14 protein-coding genes and 1 riboswitch are annotated in these 18,124 nt (G+C 74.3%); of the genes, 8 read left to right on the top strand and 6 right to left on the bottom strand.

Annotated features, from left to right (window positions below):
* Window positions 1-38: 38 nt before the first annotated feature.
* Window positions 39-1,151, bottom strand: a complete 1,113-nt coding sequence (locus ACFRQN_RS06315; protein WP_380738646.1) for an EamA family transporter — start codon at window positions 1,149-1,151, stop codon at window positions 39-41.
* Window positions 1,152-1,283: 132 nt separating this feature from the next.
* On the opposite strand from ACFRQN_RS06315, the gene ACFRQN_RS06320 reads away from it, so the two are divergent.
* From ACFRQN_RS06320 to ACFRQN_RS06340, 5 genes are all read left to right on the top strand, one after another.
* On the top strand, window positions 1,284-1,727 hold the full coding sequence (locus tag ACFRQN_RS06320; protein ID WP_079272471.1) for a gamma-glutamylcyclotransferase family protein: 444 nt from the start codon (window positions 1,284-1,286) through the stop codon (window positions 1,725-1,727).
* Window positions 1,728-1,788: 61 nt separating this feature from the next.
* On the top strand, window positions 1,789-3,090 hold the full coding sequence (gene cbiE, locus ACFRQN_RS06325; protein ID WP_380738648.1) for a precorrin-6y C5,15-methyltransferase (decarboxylating) subunit CbiE: 1,302 nt from the start codon (window positions 1,789-1,791) through the stop codon (window positions 3,088-3,090).
* Complete coding sequence (gene cobM, locus ACFRQN_RS06330; RefSeq protein WP_074004354.1) at window positions 3,087-3,848, top strand: precorrin-4 C(11)-methyltransferase; 762 nt, start codon at window positions 3,087-3,089, stop codon at window positions 3,846-3,848. Before cbiE ends, cobM begins: the two co-directional genes overlap by 4 nt.
* Window positions 3,848-4,585: a cobalt-precorrin-6A reductase gene (locus ACFRQN_RS06335; RefSeq protein ID WP_074004353.1), complete on the top strand. Its 738-nt coding sequence runs from the start codon at window positions 3,848-3,850 to the stop codon at window positions 4,583-4,585. Before cobM ends, ACFRQN_RS06335 begins: the two co-directional genes overlap by 1 nt.
* A 51-nt stretch (window positions 4,586-4,636) precedes the next feature.
* Entirely contained in the window at window positions 4,637-5,140 is a 504-nt protein-coding gene (locus ACFRQN_RS06340; protein ID WP_380738650.1) for a DinB family protein, read from the top strand.
* Window positions 5,141-5,298: 158 nt separating this feature from the next.
* Here ACFRQN_RS06340 and ACFRQN_RS06345 read toward each other — a convergent pair whose 3' ends face one another.
* On the bottom strand, window positions 5,299-6,828 hold the full coding sequence (locus ACFRQN_RS06345) for a UDP-N-acetylglucosamine 1-carboxyvinyltransferase (RefSeq protein WP_049649821.1): 1,530 nt from the start codon (window positions 6,826-6,828) through the stop codon (window positions 5,299-5,301).
* A 147-nt stretch (window positions 6,829-6,975) separates the two neighbouring features.
* A complete protein-coding gene (locus ACFRQN_RS06350; protein ID WP_380738652.1) occupies window positions 6,976-8,196 on the bottom strand; it encodes a cobalt-precorrin-5B (C(1))-methyltransferase in 1,221 nt (406 codons plus the stop codon).
* 335 nt (window positions 8,197-8,531) lie between these two features.
* Here ACFRQN_RS06350 and ACFRQN_RS06355 point away from each other — a divergent pair, with 335 nt between their 5' ends.
* Window positions 8,532-10,271 carry a TIGR03767 family metallophosphoesterase gene (locus ACFRQN_RS06355; RefSeq protein WP_380738654.1) on the top strand — a complete coding sequence of 580 codons (1,740 nt, stop codon included), beginning with the start codon at window positions 8,532-8,534 and terminating at the stop codon, window positions 10,269-10,271.
* Window positions 10,272-10,368: 97 nt separating this feature from the next.
* On the opposite strand, the gene ACFRQN_RS06360 is transcribed toward ACFRQN_RS06355, so the two are convergent.
* From ACFRQN_RS06360 to ACFRQN_RS06370, 3 genes are read right to left on the bottom strand one after another with little or no spacing between them, the layout of a single operon-like run.
* A complete protein-coding gene (locus ACFRQN_RS06360) occupies window positions 10,369-11,886 on the bottom strand; it encodes a precorrin-2 C(20)-methyltransferase (RefSeq protein ID WP_380738656.1) in 1,518 nt (505 codons plus the stop codon).
* The gene (locus tag ACFRQN_RS06365; RefSeq protein WP_049649824.1) at window positions 11,883-12,509 is read right to left on the bottom strand and encodes a precorrin-8X methylmutase; all 627 of its coding nucleotides are present in this window, start codon (window positions 12,507-12,509) and stop codon (window positions 11,883-11,885) included. Before ACFRQN_RS06365 ends, ACFRQN_RS06360 begins: the two co-directional genes overlap by 4 nt.
* Window positions 12,506-13,873: a cobalamin biosynthesis protein CobG gene (locus ACFRQN_RS06370; protein WP_380738659.1), complete on the bottom strand. Its 1,368-nt coding sequence runs from the start codon at window positions 13,871-13,873 to the stop codon at window positions 12,506-12,508. Before ACFRQN_RS06370 ends, ACFRQN_RS06365 begins: the two co-directional genes overlap by 4 nt.
* Window positions 13,874-14,087: 214 nt before the next feature.
* A riboswitch (cobalamin riboswitch) is annotated at window positions 14,088-14,173 on the top strand.
* Window positions 14,174-14,220: 47 nt separating this feature from the next.
* Here ACFRQN_RS06370 and ACFRQN_RS06375 point away from each other — a divergent pair.
* A complete protein-coding gene (locus tag ACFRQN_RS06375; protein ID WP_147409322.1) occupies window positions 14,221-14,481 on the top strand; it encodes a hypothetical protein in 261 nt (86 codons plus the stop codon).
* Window positions 14,478-18,101: a cobaltochelatase subunit CobN gene (gene cobN, locus ACFRQN_RS06380; protein ID WP_380738662.1), complete on the top strand. Its 3,624-nt coding sequence runs from the start codon at window positions 14,478-14,480 to the stop codon at window positions 18,099-18,101. The genes ACFRQN_RS06375 and cobN overlap by 4 nt, the downstream gene beginning before the upstream one ends.
* The last annotated feature ends 23 nt before the right edge of the window (window positions 18,102-18,124 follow it).

Genomic DNA, 18,124 nt, shown 5'->3' on the forward strand with positions numbered 1-18,124 from the left:
GACCACCGAGGACGTCTTCGAACGTGCGGACGTCGTGCTCAGCTACGGGCGGACGGCCCCTTCACCGACCGGGACGGATCGACCGGATCGGCCGTTTCCGCCGGACGGGCTCGGCTCCCGGCGCTCGATGAGCGGCCCGGACGCCGGCTGACGCTCACCACCAGGCAGACGCCCGCCACCACGATCGCGCCGCCCGCGAGGGTCGGGCCGGTCAGCGGCTCGGCCAGGATCAGCCAGCCCAGCAGCACCGCGACCACCGGGTTCACGTACGCGTACGTGGCCACCAGGGTCAACGGGGCGGAGCGCAGCAGCCAGGCGTACGCGGTGAAGGCGAGCAGCGAACCGAACACCACCAGGTAGGCGAGGGCCAGCCAGGACCGGCCGGAGACCGCCCCAAGGTCCACCCCGTGCTGCTCGCCGCGGCCCACTCCGACCAGCAGGTCGCCGAGGCCGCCGGCCAGCATCTGGTAGGCGCTCGCGGCGAGCACGTTGCCGGGCATCGGGATCTTCTTGCTCACGAAGGAGCCGGTCGCCCAGAGCAGGGTGGCGCCGATGATCAGGATCACGCCGCCCGGCTCGATCGACCCGCCGATCGCGGGGGCCGACAGGACTCCGAGGCCGACCAGTCCGAGCAGCACCCCGGCCAGCTCGGCGGGCTTCGGGCGATCGCCGCCGAACGCCGTCAGCACCACCATCCACAGCGGGACCGCGGCCACCAGCAGGGCCGCCAGGCCGGAGGGGACGGAGGTCTCGCCCAGGACCACCAGTCCGTTGCCGCCGGTCAGCAGCAGCAGCCCGACCAGGACGGAGGAGGCCAGCTGGCGCCGGGTCACCTTCAGACCGGCCGGGCCCTGGCGCACCAGGAGGTAGCCGGCCAGCAGCAGGCCTGCGGTGAGGAAGCGGGCGCTGGCGGAGAGGAAGGAGGGCATCGTCTCGACCGCGACCCGGATCGCCAGGTAGGTCGATCCCCAGACGATGTAGACCACGAGGAGGGCCAGCCAGACCGCGCCGCCGAGGCGGGGGACGGGGCTCGCCCCGGCCTTGGCTCCGGCCTCGGTCCTGGCTTCGGCTCCGGCCTTGGTGGTGGCGGGGGTGTCGGGGGCTGAGCCGGGGGTCGCGGCCGGTTGGGAGGGTGAAGCGGGCGGTGTCATGTGTGTCCCCCTTGGACGGTACTGGCCGAACATCCGACATGACAGCGCATGGACGGCCCGGTGCGCCAGTCGGTATCAGGAATCGGACCGCGGGACGTACCGTGAACGCTCCCCAGCGAGGAGGTCGAACCCGTGTCCGCATCCGAGGAGGCCCTGCCGTTCTTCGTGTACGGCACCCTGCGCAGCGGCGGCCGCAATCATGCCGTCCACCTGGCCGGGCGCTGCGCCGACGTCCGCCCGGCCGTGCTGGAGGGCGCCGCGCTGCACGAGGGCCCCGGCTTCCCGTACGCGGTGCCGGACCCGGCGCCCGGACGTCGGATCGTGGGTGAGCTCGTCACCGTACGCCCTGGCGCGTACGCCGGAGCCCTGGAGGCCCTGGACCGGCTGGAGGAGTGCCGGGCCGACGGGACCGGGCTGTACGTCCGGCGGCGGATGACGGTGCGGACCGCGACGGGCGAGCCGCGGGCGGCCTGGGTCTACCTCGCCGGGCCGAGGGCCGAGGCGCGCTTGCGGGAGCGGCCGGCGCTGATCGAGTCGGGGGACTGGGGAGCCGGTGGGGGACAGACCGCCAGGTAGGCTGCCCCGGCCAGTCAGATTTCCCACTCATTGGCCCATTCGAACGACGAGGAGCCACCCGGTGCCCGAGCTGCCACCCCCGATCACCGTCGTCGGGATCGGGGCCGACGGCTGGCCCGGCCTCGCCGTCGGCCCCCGGGCCGTGCTGCGGGAGGCCGAGGTCGTCGTCGGCGGCCCCCGCCAGCTGGACCTGCTCCCCCGCGACGAGGTCGCCGCCGAGCGCGTCCCCTGGCCGTCCCCGCTGCGCCCCGCCGTCCCCGGGCTGCTCGCCGCCCACGCCGGCCGCCGCACCGCCGTCCTGGCCAGCGGCGACCCGATGTTCTACGGCATCGGCCGCACCCTCGCCGAGACCGTCGGCGCCGAGCGCCTGCGCGTCCTGCCGCACCCCTCCTCCGTCTCCTACGCCTGCGCCCGGCTCGGCTGGCCGCTGGAGGCCACCGAGGTCGTCAGCCTGGTCGGCCGACCGCTGGACACCCTCTCGCTCGCCCTCCACCCCGGCCGCCGCCTGCTGGTGCTCAGCGCCGACTCCGCCACCCCGGCCGCCGTCGCCGGACTGCTCACCGCCCGCGGCTACGGCACCGCCCGCCTGCGGGTCCTCGAACAGCTCGGCGCCCCGGCCGAACGCCACCTGGACGGCCCCGCCGACGGCTGGCCGCACCCGCCCGGCGACCCGCTGAACGTCATCGCCGTCGACCTCGGCGACGGCCCCCGCACCTCACTCGTCCCCGGCCTGCCCGACACCGCGTACGAGAGCGACGGCCAGCTCACCAAGCGCCACGTCCGCGCCGCGACCCTCGCCACGCTCGCCCCCTCCCCCGGCGAACTGCTCTGGGACGTCGGCGGCGGCTCCGGCTCGATCGCCATCGAGTGGCTGCGCGCCCACCGCGACTGCCGGGCCGTCAGCGTCGAACGCGACCCGGTCCGGGCCGAGCGGATCACCCGCAACGCCGCCGCGCTCGGCGTGCCCCGGCTCCGGGTGGCGACCGGACCCGCCCCCGCCGCGCTCGCCGGACTCCCCGCCCCCGACGCCGTGTTCATCGGCGGCGGCCTCACCGCGCCCGGCCTGCTGGAGAGTTGCTGGGCCGCGCTGCGCCCCGACGGCCGGATCGTCGCCAACACCGTGACGCTGGAGTCCGAGGCGCTGCTCACCGAGTGGTACCGGCGCCACGGCGGGGAGCTCGTCAAACTCGCCGTCGCCCACGCCGTCCCCGTGGGCGGCTTCACCGGCTGGCGGCAGGCCATGCCGGTCACCCAGTGGTCCGCCGTCAAGCCCGACGCCCGTGCCGCCGAGACCCGCACCACTGAAGCCCGCGCCGCCGAAGCCCGCACGTCCGACAACCCCCTTCAGGAGAACGCCTCGTGACCGTCCACTTCATCGGAGCCGGCCCGGGCGCCGCCGACCTGATCACCCTGCGCGGCCAGCGCATCCTGGCCCGCGCCGAGGTCTGCCTGTACGCGGGCAGCCTCGTCCCGCGCGAACTGCTGGACGAGTGCCCGCCCGGCGCCCGGCTGATCGACACCGCGCAGCTCAACCTGGACCAGATCACCGCCGAGCTGGTCGCCGCGCACGAGGCCGGCCAGGACGTGGCCCGGCTGCACTCCGGCGACCCGTCCGTCTTCTCCGCCGTCGCCGAGCAGATGCGCCGCCTGGACGCGGCCGGCGTGCCCTACGAGGTGGTCCCCGGCGTGCCCGCCTTCGCCGCCGCCGCGGCCGCGCTGAAGCGGGAGCTGACCGTCCCGACCGTCGGCCAGACCGTCATCCTCACCCGGATCGCCAAGCGCGCCACCCCGATGCCCGAGGGCGAGGACCTCGCCACCCTCGGCCGCAGCGGCGCCCTGCTGGTGCTGCACCTGGCCGCCGGGTACGTGGACGACGTGGTCGAGCAGCTGCTCCCGCACTACGGCGCCGACTGCCCGGTCGCCGTCGTCGCGATGGCCAGCCGCCCCGACGAGCTGGTGCTGCGCGGCACCGTCGGCGACATCGCCGAGCAGGTCAAGGCCGCGGGCGTGGTCCGCACCGCCGTCATCATCGTCGGCCGCACCCTGGCCGCCGAGCAGTTCCGCGACAGCCACCTCTACTCGGCGGACCGCGAGCGCCCGCACGAGCCCTGCGGGGCGTGATGCGACACGTCCTGGTCCTCGGCGGGACCACCGAGGGGCGGACGCTGGCCGCCGAACTCGCCCCCACCGCCCTCCGGGTCACCAGCTCGCTGGCCGGCCGGGTCGCCCGACCCCGGCTGCCCGCCGGGGAGGTGCGGATCGGCGGCTTCGGCGGACCGGAGGGCCTGGCCGACTGGCTGCGCACGGAACGCGTGGACGCGGTGGTGGACGCCACCCACCCGTTCGCCGCCGGCATCTCGCACAACGCCGCCCTCGCGGCCGCCGCCACCGGCGTCCCCCTGCTGGTGCTGCGCCGCCCCGGCTTCACCCGCGTCGACGGGGACCACTGGCTCCCCGCCCCCTCGCTCGCCGCGGCCGCCGAACTGCTGCCCCGACGCGGGGAACGGGTCTTCCTCACCATCGGCCGGCAGGGCGTCGCCGCCTTCGCCCACCTCGACGGCGTCCACTTCCTCGCCCGCTCGGTGGACCCGCCCGAGCCCCCGCTGCCGCCTTCGTTCGAAGTCCTGCTGGACCGCGGCCCGTTCACGATCGAGGGCGAGGAGGCGCTGCTGCGCAGGCACGACATCGACGTCCTGGTCACCAAGGACAGCGGCGGCGCCGCGACCGCCCCCAAGCTGACCGCCGCCCGCGGACTGGGCCTGCCCGTCATCATCGTGGAACGCCCGCCCGTACCCGAAGGCGTCCCCGTCGCACCCGACGTCCCGGGCGCACTGCGCTGGCTGGAGCACCTGGGCTAGGAGCGGGGAAATTGGGCGGCGGGCCCGTCGGATGGCGGGCAGGATGGCCCGATGACCGATGATCAGCGCACGCAGACCCCCCGCACCGCCGACGAACGCGCCACACTGACAGGCTTCCTGGACTACCAGCGCGACACCCTCGCGATGAAGTGCGAGGGCCTCAGCGCGGAGCAGCTCCGCGCCCGCGTGCTGGAGCCGTCCGGGCTCTCCCTGCTCGGGCTGGTCCGCCACCTCGCCGAGGTGGAGCGCAGCTGGTTCCGCAACGTCCTCAACAAGGAGGACGCGCGCGGCTTCTGGGCGCACCCCGACGGCTCCTTCGCCGAGTTCGACGCCGAGACCGCCGACCCCGACGAGGCCTTCGCGATCTGGCGCCGCGAGTGCGACCACGCCAGGGAACTCGTGGCCGCCGCGGAGTCGTTGGACGTCCTGGGCCACTACGGCGAGGAGGTCTTCTCGCTGCGCTGGATCCTCACCCACATGATCGAGGAGTACGCCCGCCACAACGGCCACGCCGACCTCCTCCGCGAACACCTCGACGGCATCACCGGCGAGTAGCGCCGCAGGGCACCGGACAGCGCCGGGCACTCGGAGGGAACACGTCGTCCGGGCACTGGACAACCCGGTGTTCGTGGAGTACCTGAACACCGGGTTGGATGTTTCCGTGCTGCTGGCCGGGCTCAACGGGTGAGGCCGGCCAGCGGTGTGACGGACGGTCAGATGTCGCGGAAGGTCTCGATCCGGGCGCCGATGGAGTTGAGGCGCTCGGCGAGGTCCTCGTAGCCGCGGTTGATGACGTAGACGTTGCGCAGGACGGAGGTGCCCTGGGCGGCGAGCATGGCGAGCAGGATGACCACTGCGGGGCGCAGGGCCGGCGGGCACATCATCTCGGCGGCGCGCCAGCGGGTGGGGCCCTGGACCAGTACGCGGTGCGGGTCGAGGAGCTTGACGTCGGCGCCGAGGCGGGTCAGCTCGGTCAGGTAGATCGCGCGGTTGTCGTACACCCAGTCGTGGATCATCGTGGTGCCGTGCGCGGCCGCGGCGATGGCGGCGAAGAACGGCACGTTGTCGATGTTGATGCCGGGGAACGGCATCGGGTGGATGGTGTCGATCGGCGCGGTCAGCTTGGAGGGGCGCACGGTGAGGTCGACCAGTCGGGTCTGACCGTTGTGGGCCCGGTACTCGGGGGTGCGGTCGTAGTCGAGGCCCATGCCCTCCAGCACCGCGAGCTCGATCTCCAGGAACTCGATCGGCACCCGGCGGATGGTCAGCTCGGAGGAGGTGACGACGGCGGCGGCCAGCAGGCTCATCGCCTCCACCGGGTCCTCGGCCGGGGTGTAGTCGACGTCGCAGGTGATCTCCGGGACGCCGTGCACGGTGAGGGTGGTGGTGCCGATGCCCTCGATCCGCACGCCCAGCTTCTCCAGGAAGAAGCAGAGGTCCTGGACCATGTAGTTGGGCGAGGCGTTGCGGATGACGCTGACGCCGTCGTGCCGGGCGGCGGCCAGCAGGGCGTTCTCGGTGACGGTGTCCCCGCGCTCGGTCAGGACGATCGGGCGGTCCTGCGGGGTGCCCGGCTCGACCGAGGCGTGGTAGGCGCCGCCGGTGGTGGCGACCTCCAGGCCGAAGCGGCGCAGCGCGGTCAGGTGCGGCTGCACGGTGCGGGTGCCGAGGTCGCAGCCGCCGGCGTACGGGATGGCGAAGCGCTGGGCGCGGTGCATCAGCGGGCCGAGGAACATCAGCACGCTGCGGGTGCGGCGGGCCGCCTCGACGTCCATCGCCGCGAGGTCGAGCTCGGCGGGCGGGGTGAGTTCGAGGTCGCGGCCCTCGTTGATCCAGCGGCTCTTGACGCCGATGCTGGTGAGCACCTCGAGGATGCGGTAGACCTCTTCGATCCGGGCGACGCTGCGGATCGTGGTGCGGCCGGTGGTCAGCAGCGAGGCGCAGAGGATCGCCACGCAGGCGTTCTTGCTGCTGCGGACGTCGATCGCGCCGGAGAGCCGGGTGCCGCCGGCGACGCGCAGGTGCATCGGGCCGGAGTAGCCGAGGGAGACGATCTCGCTGTCGAGGGCTTCGCCGATGCGGGCGATCATCTCAAGGCTGACGTTCTGCTTGCCCTGTTCGATGCGGTTGACCGCGCTCTGGCTGGTTCCGAGGGCTTCGCCGAGCTGCGCCTGGGACCAGCCGCGGTGCTGGCGCGCGGTACGGATGAGGGTGCCGATACGGGTGAGGTAGTCGCCTGTCACTCGCCAGACGATATCTCATGGTTGAGATGGCGACAGAACCGGGGGGCCGCCCTACTGCTCCATTTGTCCGATTCTTGCCCTGTTTGGGCGTCAGTTCTTCACGTCACCGGGCGATGTTGTCGCTCCGTCGTGACACCCGTGACATTGTCACGGCCCGAGCGGCTCCGCCCGGCCGACGACGGTGCCCGCGCGGTCGATGCAGATGACGTCCACCGCGACCGGCGAGCCCACCAGCACGCCGAGCGCCGTCGCCCGGGCCGCCTCGGCGACCAGGTCCCCGAGCGGCACCCCGGCCGCACGGCACAACTGCACGGCCTCCAGCGCGGTGTTGGCGCCCGCGACCGCCTCGGCCAGCGCCTCGTCCGCGCCGCCCCGGCGGGCCAGTCCGGCCAGGTAGCCCTTGTCCACCTGGGAGCGCGCCGAGTGCAGGTCGAGGTGGCCGGCCGCGAGCTTGGACAGCTTGGCGAAGCCGCCCGCGATGGTCAGCCGGGGCACCGGGTGGCGCTTGAGGTACTTGAGCACCGCACCGGCGAAGTCGCCCATGTCCAGCAGCGCGTCCTCGGGCAGCCCGTGCTCCGCGACCGCGACCTTCTCCGAGGTCGAGCCGGTGCAGCCGGCCACGTGGGTGCGCCCCGCCGCGCGGGCCACGTCCACGCCGCGGCGGATCGAGTCGATCCAGGCCGAGCAGGAGTAGGGGACGACCACCCCGGTCGTACCGAGGATGGACAGGCCGCCGAGGATGCCGAGCCGGGGGTTCCAGGTGGAGCGGGCGATCTCCTCGCCGTGGTCGACCGCGATCTCGACCACCACGTCCCCGCTGCCGCCGTGCGCGGCGGCCACCTCGGCGACGGCGTCCCGGATCATCTGCCGGGGCACCGGGTTGATCGCGGGCTCGCCGACCGGCAGCGGCAGGCCGGCCTTGGTGACCGTCCCCACCCCGGGGCCGGCCCGGAACACCACCCCGGTGCCGGGCTCGCCGGACCGTACGGTCGAGCGGATCAGCGCGCCGTGGGTGACATCGGGGTCGTCGCCCGCGTCCTTGACCACCCCGGCCATGGCGGTGATCCGCCCTCCGGGGCCGGTCGGCTGCTCGGCTGCGGTGAGTTCCTCGGCCGTGGTCGGCTGCTCGGCGACGGTCAGCTGCTCGGCCGCGAGGGCGAAGGCGGGCTGCTGCCCCTTGGGGAGGGTGATGACCACCGGGTCCGGGAACTCGCCGGTGAGCAGCGCGGTGTACGCGGCCCTGGTGGCGGCGGTGGCACAGGCGCCCGTCGTCCAGCCGGGCCGCAGGCCGCTGCTCTTCAGCTGGCCGGCCCGGCCGCCCGCTCCGGCGCCGACCCCGGCTCCCGCCTCGGATCCCGCTGCGGCCACCTGCGCCCCGTTTCCGACGGCGCCCGCGCCGTCCTTGCTCCGCTCCGGCGGCCGCACCGGACGCCGTCGCCGATTTTCCCCCACCGGCCCTGGTGGGGCCCGACCGGGGTGGCGGCGGCCGCGCCTCGCCCCGCTCGGTGGAACCCCTCGTGCACGAGTTGCGGAGGGTCGCGCCGTCCCGCGTTCCCGAAGAGTTCTCCGCACGGGCCTCGCCCGCCGCGGCTACCAGTGAGTAATCTGGCGGTCCGCCAGAAGCGGGTTCATGACAGACGTGGGCCCGGCCGGGGTCGACTGCCCCGCCGGGCCACCAGCATGTGGGGGTTTTTGTGGCAGGGATGAGTCGGCGTACGTTCCTCACCGGTACGTCGGTGGCCGCCGCCTGGTCGGCCTTGTCGTTGGGCGGCGCGCAGTTCGCCTCGGCCGCGGCGCGCGACCAGGCCCTGGCGACGACGGCCGCGCGGGCGGTCAGGGTCACCGGGACCACGCTGGAGCAGGTGGCCACGCCGGTCGGCACCGGCGGCTACAAGCGGCTGACGGCCGGGCCGGGCTGGCCGCTGGTGGTGCGCGGCGACCTGGCGTCGGCGACCACCGGGCGGGACGACCGCCGGACCGGGCTGGCCAGCTTCGTCCAGTTCAGCGACCTGCACCTGGTGGACACCGAGTCCCCGGTGCGCTTCGAGTACCTGGCCAAGCTCAACGGCAGCGCGTACCGGCCGCAGGAGGCCCTGAACGCCCGCGGTGTCTCGGCCCTCGTCGAGCGGGTCAACTCGCTCGCCGGCGGCCCCTACACCGGGATGCCGTTCAGCATGGTGATGGCCACCGGCGACAACACCGACAACCACGAGCTCGCCGAACTCGACTGGTACCTCAAGGTCATGGGCGGTGGACGGCTGGCCCAGAACACCGGTGACCTCAGCCGCTACGAGGGTGTGCAGAACTCCGGCAACGCCGCCTACTGGAACCCCGAACTCTCCTACAACGACGGCTACAAGGCGAAGGGCTTCCCGCAGATAGCCGGCTTCCTGTCCGCCGCCGGCCGCCCCTTCGACGCGCCGGGCCTGCGCACGCCCTGGTACACCACGGTCGGCAACCACGACGACAGCATCGAGGGCTCGCTGCCGGACCTCGGGCTGCTGAACGACCTGTACACCGGCCAGTACAAGCTGGAGGGCTGCGACGACGCCACGGCCGCCCAGCTGACGGACTCGCTGCGCCGCGACCCGGCGGGCGCCGTGCTGCTGCTGGCGAAGCTGATCGCCAGCGGCGACCTGGTCCGCAAGGTCACCCCGGACGAGCGCCGCCGGCCGTTCACGCTCAAGGAGTTCGCCAAGGCCCACCTGAACCCGGCGGTCACCGGCGCCGGCCCGTACGGGCACGGCTTCACCTCGGACATGGCGAACAGCGGCAAGCTCTACTACACCTTCCGCATCTCGGAGAAGGTGGTCGGCATCAGCCTGGACACCACCAACCAGGCCGGGTTCGCCGACGGTTCGCTGGGCACCGCGCAACTGCGCTGGCTGGAGCAGCAGTTGCAGGCGCACAGCGGGCACTGGTACGACGCCGACGGGCGCAGGGTGACCGGCGGGAGCACGGACGAGCCGATCCTGCTCTTCAGCCACCACACCAGCGGCACGATGGGCAACCTGCTGCCGGACCCGCGCAACATCTTCGAGGGACGGCACGACGGCAACGAGCTGGTGGCGCTGCTCCAGCGCTACCCGAACGTGGTCGCGTGGGTGAACGGGCACACCCACATGAACAAGATCACGCCGCACGGCCACGCGGTGCCGGAGCGGGCGTTCTGGGAGATCAACACCGCCTCGCACATCGACTACCCGCAGCACGGGCGGATCATCGAGATCGCGGACAACGGGGACGGCACGCTCTCGCTGTTCACCACGCTGATCGAGTCCTCCGCGCCGTACGGGACGGACTTCGGCGGCACCTCGGACGCCAACCTCGCGGCGCTCTACCGCGAGCTGTCGTACAACGACCCGAACGGCCGCCCGGCGGCGCTGCTGGGCGCGGGCGGGGACCACAACACGGAGCTGCTGCTCACCAAGCCGACCCGGTAGCGGTCGGCAGCCGGAGAACAGGGAACGGATACCAGCGAACAGAGAACAGATGACAGCGAACAGATGATGAAATCTGTTCGCTGTCATCTGTCACCTGTCACTCCTCCGGGTACCGCCGCGGCGTCCAGACGACCTCCACGCCGCCGCCCCGCTCGACCGCCCGGGTCTGCGAGGAGCCGATCAGCAGGATGGTCCGCATGTCGACCAGCCCCGGGTCCAGCTCGCCCAGTCGGACGATCCGCACCCGCTCGGTCGGGCCGCCGACGTCGCGGGCCATCACCACCGGGGTCTCCGGCGCCCGGTACTCCAGCAGCAGGTCCCGGGCGAGCCCGACCTGGGTGGTCCGGGACTTCGAGCCCGGGTTGTACAGGGCGAGCACCAGGTCCGCCTCGGCCGCGGCCCGCAGCCGCTTCGCCACCACGTCCCACGGCTTGAGCCGGTCCGAGAGCGACACCGTCGCGTAGTCGTGCCCGAGCGGGGCGCCGGCCCGGGAGGCGGCCGCGTGGGCGGCGGTCATCCCGGGGAGCACCCGCACCGGGACGTCCCGGTAGGCCTCCTCGCAGGCGACCTCCAGCACGGCGGTGGCCATCGCGAACACCCCCGGGTCACCCGAGGAGACCACCGCGACGCGGTGCCCGCGCCGGGCGAGCTCCAGGGCGAACTCGGCGCGCTCCGACTCCACCTTGTTGTCCGAGCCGTGCCGCCGCTGCCCCGGCCGCTCCGGCACCCGGTCCAGGTAGGTGGTGTAGCCGACCAGGTCGGTGGCCTCGGAGAGCGCGCCGCGCGCCTCGGCGGTCAGCCAGAGCGGCCCGGCCGGCCCGGTGCCGACCACGGTCACGCTGCCGACGCCGTCCGACAGCCGGACCTCCGGCTCCAGCGGCGCGACCTTGCTCGGCAGCACCGCGACCGAGAAGTACGGCACCGTGTCGCCGTCGACCTCGGCGAGCGGCGCGATCCGCTCCCCCGCCATGAAGGCCCGCTCCACGTACTGCGCGTCCGCCAGCCGCCCGGCCCGCTCCAGGGCCCGGCGGACGGTCGGGAAGGTGCGACCCAGCTTCATGATCACGGCCGAGTCGGCGGCCGCGATCCGCGCCGTCAGCTCCTCCTCGGGCAGCGTGCCGGGGATGACGGTGAGCGTCTCCTCGGCCTCGGTCAGCGGCTGCCCGAGCCGGGCCGCGGCCGCGCTGAGCGAGGTCACGCCCGGCACCACCTCGGTCGGGTAGCGGTGCGCGAGCCGCTTGTGCATGTGCTGGTAGGAGCCGTAGAAGAGCGGGTCGCCCTCGGCGAGGACGACCACGTCGCGCCCGGCGTCCAGGTGGGCGGCCAGCCGGGCGGCGGCCTCCTCGTAGAAGTCGTCCAACGCGCCGCGGTAGCCGCCCGGATGGTCGGTGGTCTCGACGGTGAGCGGGTAGACCAGCTTCTCCTCGATCTGACCGTCCGTCAGATACCGTTCGGCGATCGACCGTGCGATGGACCGGCCGTGCCGGGCGCTGTGGTAGGCCACCACGTCGGCCTTGCCGATGAGTTCGGCGGCGCGGACGGTCACCAGCGACGGGTCGCCCGGGCCGAGCCCGACGCCGTACAGCCGACCCGCGGTGCTCTGACGGTCCGTCACTCTTCTTCGCTCGCAATCGCGTTGATGGCGGCGGCGGCCATCGCACTGCCGCCGCGCCGACCGCGCACCACCAGGTGCTCCAGGCCGGACGGGTGCTCGGCCAGGGCCTGCTTGGACTCGGCGGCGCCGATGAAGCCGACCGGGACGCCGATCACCGCGGCCGGTCGCGGTGCGCCCGCCTCGATCATCTCCAGCAGCCGGAACAGCGAGGTCGGGGCGTTGCCGACGGCGACCACCGCGCCCTCCAGCCGGGGCAGCCACAGCTCCATGGCCGCGGCGCTGCGGGTGTTGCCCATCGTGCGGGCGAGTTCGGGCACCGAGGGGTCGGTGAGGGTGCAGATCACCTCGTTGTCGGCCGGCAGCCGCCGACGGGTGACGCCGCTCGCGACCATGTTGACGTCGCAGAGGATGGGCGCACCCGCGTGCAGCGCGGCGCGCGCGGAGGCGACCACACCGGGCGAGTACACCAGGTCCTCGACCAGGTCGACCATCCCGCAGGCGTGGATCATCCGCACCGCGACCTGGGAGACGTCCGCCGGGAGGGCGGCCAGATCGGCCTCCGCGCGGATGGTGGCAAAGGACTGGCGGTAGATGGACGCGCCGTCCTTCTCGTACTCGATCACTTCGTGGTCCTCCTGGCCTCGGCGACCGCCTCGGCCATCTCCTCGTTCGTCACAACGGCGTTCGTCACAACGGCGTTCATCTCATGGGCCTTCGCCGCATCGGGCCCCGGCACGTCGGCGTTCGCCCCGTTCACCGTCACCCGGTAGCCGCGCCCCGTGGCGAGCACGTCCACCCACCGCCCGGCCGGATGGCCGCAGCGCCGTTCACAGCCCGACCAGTGGACGGGCAGCAGACCATCGGGGCCGGCACCGGTCCTCACGACAACACCGGCCCTCACCGTGGCACCAGCCCTCACGGCGGCACCGGAGTCCAGCGCCCGGGCCGCGTCCGTACGGACGTCGGCCAGCGACTTGGCGCAGCCCGGCAGCCCGGTGCAGGCGGTGGCCCGCTCCCAGGCCGAGCCGGGCTCGGTGCGGAAGCCGGCCGCGGCGAGCCCGGGCAGCCGGTCGGCCGGGGCGCCGGGCAGCACCGCCCCGCGCCAGGGGGTCAGCCGCAGCTCACCGGCCGAGGCGGCGACCAGCGTCCGCCACTGCCCGGCGCTCGCCCGGCCGAACCGCAGTCCCACCGAGAGCCCGCCGGGCAGCGCGCCGACGGCGGGCGCGCTGCCGGCGAAGGCGGGTAGCGGCACCGTGCCGGCCGGCAGCAGTTCGGGGACCTCGCGCAGGTGCCAGGCCTTGCGCCCGTGCGTCCGCAGCTCCGCCAGGAAGGAGCGGGCCGCGTCCAGCACGGCCGTGACCTCCCGCCCGGCCTCGACCGGGTGTCCGCGTCCGTCGCGTCCGAGGCGCAGCAGCCGGGTGCCGTCCGGGCCTGCGACCAATGTCACATCGGCGTCGAGCGCGGCGACGTCGCCCCGCCCGTCGTCCAGCGCGAACAGGAACTTGCCGGACAGCCCGGCGGCCCAGTCGGCGGCGCACAGCCGCGCGTCCAACTCCCGTACCCAGGACTGCACATCGGCGTTGCCGACGGCTCCCTCGGCGGCGGTGTCCAGTCCGGCCGTCGGCGAGGCGACGATGTTGCGGACCCGCTCGTGGGTGTCCGAGGGCAGCAGCCCGGCGGCGCGCAGCCGGTCGGCGAGCTCGGCCGCGCAGTGCGGGGCCAGGCCGCGCAGCTGGACGTTGCCGCGCGAGGTGGTCTCCAACTCGCCGTCGCCGAGGGCCTCGGCGGCCTCGGCCAGCGCGATGGCCTGACGGTCCGTCAGCAGACCGCCGGGCAGGCGGATCCGGGCGAGGGCGCCGTCGTCGGCCGTATGCAGACGAAGTGCTCCGGGACAGGCGTCCGCACGCCCCCGGTCGGGCACCTCCCGGTCGGGTCCTGCGGCGCCCGGCGCGGTGGCGTCGGGTGTCGGTGGCATGGCGGCGAGCATACAGATGATCCGATCGCTTGCCTCCGTCCGCTGCATCACACCCCGGCCCCGCCCCCGCCGCACCTGCCGGACACCCCGAGCCCCCGTCCGCCGGACATCCGAGCCCCGTCGGCCGGACGTCCGAAAGCTCACCCTCCCCCAGGTCAGCCGCACCCCGTACGATGCTGGCGGGCGGTCCCTCACGGACCGTCCGCACGCCAGCGACGGCGCAGGGGAGGAAACCGGTGCGAACCCGGTGCGGTCCCGCCACTGTGACCGCGGTTCACCGGTAGACCGGTCGGCCGCGGGAGCCAGGAACTCCTGCCGTCCTCCACCGGCCCGGGGCGCGGACCCCGAGGAAGGCAGAAATGTTCCAGCGCTGTCGCATGCCCGCGCCCGCGTCCCCGGCCGCCACCACGGCCGTCCCGACCGCCACCGCGGCTGTCCCGACCGCCGTCATGCCCGTTCCGGCCGCCGCCACGACCACCCCGGTCGACCGTGCGACCGCCCCGGCCCGCGCCGCGACCACCCCGGTCGACCGCGCGGCCGTCCGTGCCACCCCAGCGGCCGCCCCGGCCCAGATCCCGGCCACCCCGGCCACCGACGAGGCCGGGAGGGCCTTCACATGATCCTGCTGCTGTCGACGTCCGACACCGACCTGCTCAGCGCCCGCGCCTCCGAGGGGCCGGTGCGCTACCGCCTCGGCAACCCGGCCCGGCTCACCCCCGAGGACCTGCCCGCGCTGCTGGAGGGCACCGAGCTCGTCGTGGTCCGCCTGCTCGGCGGGCGCCGCGCCTGGCAGGAGGGCCTGGACGCGCTGCTGGCCGGCCCCCGCCCGGTGGTGGTGCTGACGGGCGAGCAGGCCCCCGACGCCCAGCTGATGGAGCTGTCCACCGTCCCGGCCGGCATCGCCGCCGAGGCGCACGCCTACCTGGCCCACGGCGGCGCCGCCAACCTGGCCGAGCTGGGCGCCTTCCTCTCCGACACCGTGCTGCTGACCGGCCACGGCTTCGCCCCGCCCGCCTCCGCCCCGGCCTGGGGCCCGCTGGAGCGCGAGGCCCGTACGTCCGAGGGTCCGACGGTGGCGGTGCTCTACTACCGCGCCCACCACATGAGCGGCAACACCGCCTTCGTGGAGACGCTCTGCCGGGCCGTCGAGGACCAGGGCGCCCGGGCCAGGGCCTACTACTGCGCCTCGCTGCGCGGCGCCGAGCCCGAGCTGCTGGCCGCGCTCGGCGAGGCGGACGCGATCGTCACCACCGTGCTCGCCGCCGGCGGCACCCGCCCGGCCGACGCCCAGGCCGGCGGGGACGAGGAGGCCTGGGACGCGGGCGCGCTGGCCGCGCTCGACCGCCCGATCCTCCAGGCGCTCTGCCTCACCTGGTCGCGCGCCCAGTGGGAGGCCAGCGACGACGGCCTGTCCCCGCTGGACACCGCCACCCAGATCGCCGTCCCGGAGTTCGACGGCCGCCTGATCACCGTCCCGTTCTCCTTCAAGGAGCTGGACGAGGACGGCCTGACCGTCTACGCCGCCGACCCGGAGCGCGCCGCCCGCGTCGCCGGCACCGCCGTCAAGCACGCCCGGCTGCGGCACGTCCCGGCCGCCGAGCGCCGCCTCGCCCTGGTGCTGTCCGCGTACCCGACCAAGCACGCCCGGGTCGGCAACGCCGTCGGCCTGGACACCCCGGCCAGCGCGGTGCGGCTGCTGGAGCGGCTGCGCGCGGAGGGCATGGACCTCGGGGACGACCTCCCCGCGTTCGACGACGGCGAGGGCGGCCACGAGGGCGACCCGCTGATCCACGCCCTGATCGCGGCCGGCGGCTACGACCAGGACTGGCTCACCGAGGAGCAGCTGGCCCGCAACCCGGTCCGCATCCCCGCCGCCGACTACCGCCGCTGGTACGCCACCCTTCCGCAGGGCCTGCGCGAGCAGGTCGAGGAGCACTGGGGCCCGGCCCCCGGCGAGCTGTACGTCGACCGCTCGCAGAACCCGGACGGCGACATCGTGCTGGCCGCGATCCGCTCCGGGAACCTGCTCGTGCTGATCCAGCCGCCGCGCGGCTTCGGCGAGAACCCGGTCGCCATCTACCACGACCCCGACCTGCCGCCGAGCCACCACTACCTGGCCGCCTACCGCTGGATCCAGGCCGCCCAGGAGGACGGCGGCTTCGGCGCCCACGCGGTGATCCACCTCGGCAAGCACGGCAACCTGGAGTGGCTGCCGGGCAAGACCGCCGCGCTGTCCGCGGGGTGCGGCCCGGACGCCGTCCTCGGCGACCTGCCGCTGGTCTACCCCTTCCTGGTCAACGACCCGGGCGAGGGCACCCAGGCCAAGCGCCGCGCCCACGCCACGCTCGTCGACCACCTCGTCCCGCCGATGGCCCGCGCCGACTCCTACGGCGACATCGCGCGCCTGGAGCAGCTGCTGGACGAGCACTCCAACATCGCCGCGATGGACCCGGCCAAGCTGCCGGCGATCCGCGCCCAGATCTGGACCCTGATCCAGGCCGCCCGGCTCGACCACGACCTCGGCCTGGACGAGCGCCCCGAGGACGACGGCTTCGACGACTTCCTGCTGCACGTCGACGGCTGGCTCTGCGAGGTCAAGGACGCCCAGATCCGCGACGGTCTGCACGTCCTCGGCCAGGCGCCGACCGGCACCGACCGGGTCAACATCGTGCTCGCCATCCTGCGCGCCCGGCAGATCTGGGGCGGCGTCAGCGCCCTGCCCGGCCTGCGCGAGGCGCTCGGCCTGGACGAGGCGGCGCTGACCCTGGGCGCCACCGACGCGGCCGAGGCCCGGGCCCGCGCCCTGGTCGAGGCGATGGAGGCGGAGGACTGGGCGCCCGAGGCGGTCGAGAAGGTGACCGCCGAACTGCCGGAGGCCGTCCAGGAGGCCGTCCGCGCGGTGCTGGACTTCGCCGCCGCCCAGGTGGTGCCGCGGCTCGCGGCCACCACCGACGAGCTGGACGCCGTGCTGCACGCGCTCCAGGGCGGCTTCGTCCCGGCCGGCCCGTCCGGCTCGCCGCTGCGCGGCCTGGTCAACGTGCTGCCCACCGGCCGCAACTTCTACTCCGTCGACCCGAAGGCCGTCCCCAGCAAGCTCGCCTGGGAGACCGGCCAGGCACTCGCCTCCTCCCTGGTCGAGCGCTACCGCTCGGACAACGACGGCGCCTACCCGCCCTCGGTCGGGCTCTCGCTCTGGGGCACCAGCGCGATGCGCACCGCCGGCGACGACATCGCCGAGGCCTTCGCCCTGCTCGGCGTCCGCCCGGTCTGGGACGACGCCTCGCGCCGGGTCACCGGCCTGGAGCCGATCCCGCTGGACGAGCTGGGCCGCCCGCGCATCGACGTCACGCTGCGCATCTCCGGCTTCTTCCGGGACGCCTTCCCGCACGTGGTCGCCCTGCTGGACGACGCGGTGCGCCTGGCCGCCGCCCAGGAGGAGGCCCCGGAGTCGAACTACGTGCGCGCCCACGTCCAGGCCGACCTCGCCGTGCACGGCGACGAGCGCAAGGCCACCGTCCGCGTCTTCGGCTCCCGCCCGGGCACCTACGGCGCGGGCCTGCTCCAGCTGATCGACAGCCGGGACTGGCGCACCGACGCCGACCTGGCCGAGGTGTACACGGTCTGGGGCGGCTACGCGTACGGCCGCGGGCTGGACGGCCGCCCGGCCCGCGAGGAGATGGAGACCGCGTACAAGCGGATCACCGTCGCCGCGAAGAACACCGACACCCGCGAGCACGACATCGCCGACTCGGACGACTACTTCCAGTACCACGGCGGCATGGTGGCCACCGTGCGGGCCCTCACCGGCAAGGCGCCGACCGCCTACATCGGCGACTCGACCCGGCCGGAGACGGTCCGCACCCGCACCCTGACCGAGGAGGCCGCCCGGGTCTTCCGCGCCCGGGTGGTCAACCCGCGCTGGATCGAGGCGATGCGCCGCCACGGCTACAAGGGCGCCTTCGAGATGGCCGCGACGGTGGACTACCTGTTCGGCTACGACGCCACCACGGGCGTGGTCGCGGACTGGATGTACGAGAAGCTGACCCAGGAGTACGTCCTCGACCCGGTCAACCGGGAGTTCCTCGCGGGCGCCAACCCGTGGGCGCTGCACGGGATCAGCGAGCGGCTGCTGGAGGCGGCGAGCCGCGGGCTGTGGGAGCAGCCGGACCCGGAGCTGATCGAGCAGCTGCAGGCCGCGTTCCTGGAGACCGAGGGGGACCTGGAGGGCGGCGAGGAGTAGGACCGCGCACGGTGATCGGAGGG

It is taken from the genome of Kitasatospora sp. NPDC056800, from assembly GCF_042789775.1.
Taxonomy (GTDB): domain Bacteria; phylum Actinomycetota; class Actinomycetes; order Streptomycetales; family Streptomycetaceae; genus Kitasatospora.

What these genes read in the sequence shown, in the direction of transcription:
- ACFRQN_RS06315 (WP_380738646.1), bottom strand. Translation starts at nt 1,151, where the DNA reads ATGACACCGCCCGCTTCACCCTCCCAACCGGCCGCGACCCCCGGCTCA.
- ACFRQN_RS06335 (WP_074004353.1), top strand. Translation starts at nt 3,848, where the DNA reads ATGCGACACGTCCTGGTCCTCGGCGGGACCACCGAGGGGCGGACGCTG.
- ACFRQN_RS06340 (WP_380738650.1), top strand. Translation starts at nt 4,637, where the DNA reads ATGACCGATGATCAGCGCACGCAGACCCCCCGCACCGCCGACGAACGC.
- ACFRQN_RS06355 (WP_380738654.1), top strand. Translation starts at nt 8,532, where the DNA reads ATGAGTCGGCGTACGTTCCTCACCGGTACGTCGGTGGCCGCCGCCTGG.
- ACFRQN_RS06370 (WP_380738659.1), bottom strand. Translation starts at nt 13,873, where the DNA reads ATGCTCGCCGCCATGCCACCGACACCCGACGCCACCGCGCCGGGCGCC.
- ACFRQN_RS06375 (WP_147409322.1), top strand. Translation starts at nt 14,221, where the DNA reads ATGTTCCAGCGCTGTCGCATGCCCGCGCCCGCGTCCCCGGCCGCCACC.
- cobN (WP_380738662.1), top strand. Translation starts at nt 14,478, where the DNA reads ATGATCCTGCTGCTGTCGACGTCCGACACCGACCTGCTCAGCGCCCGC.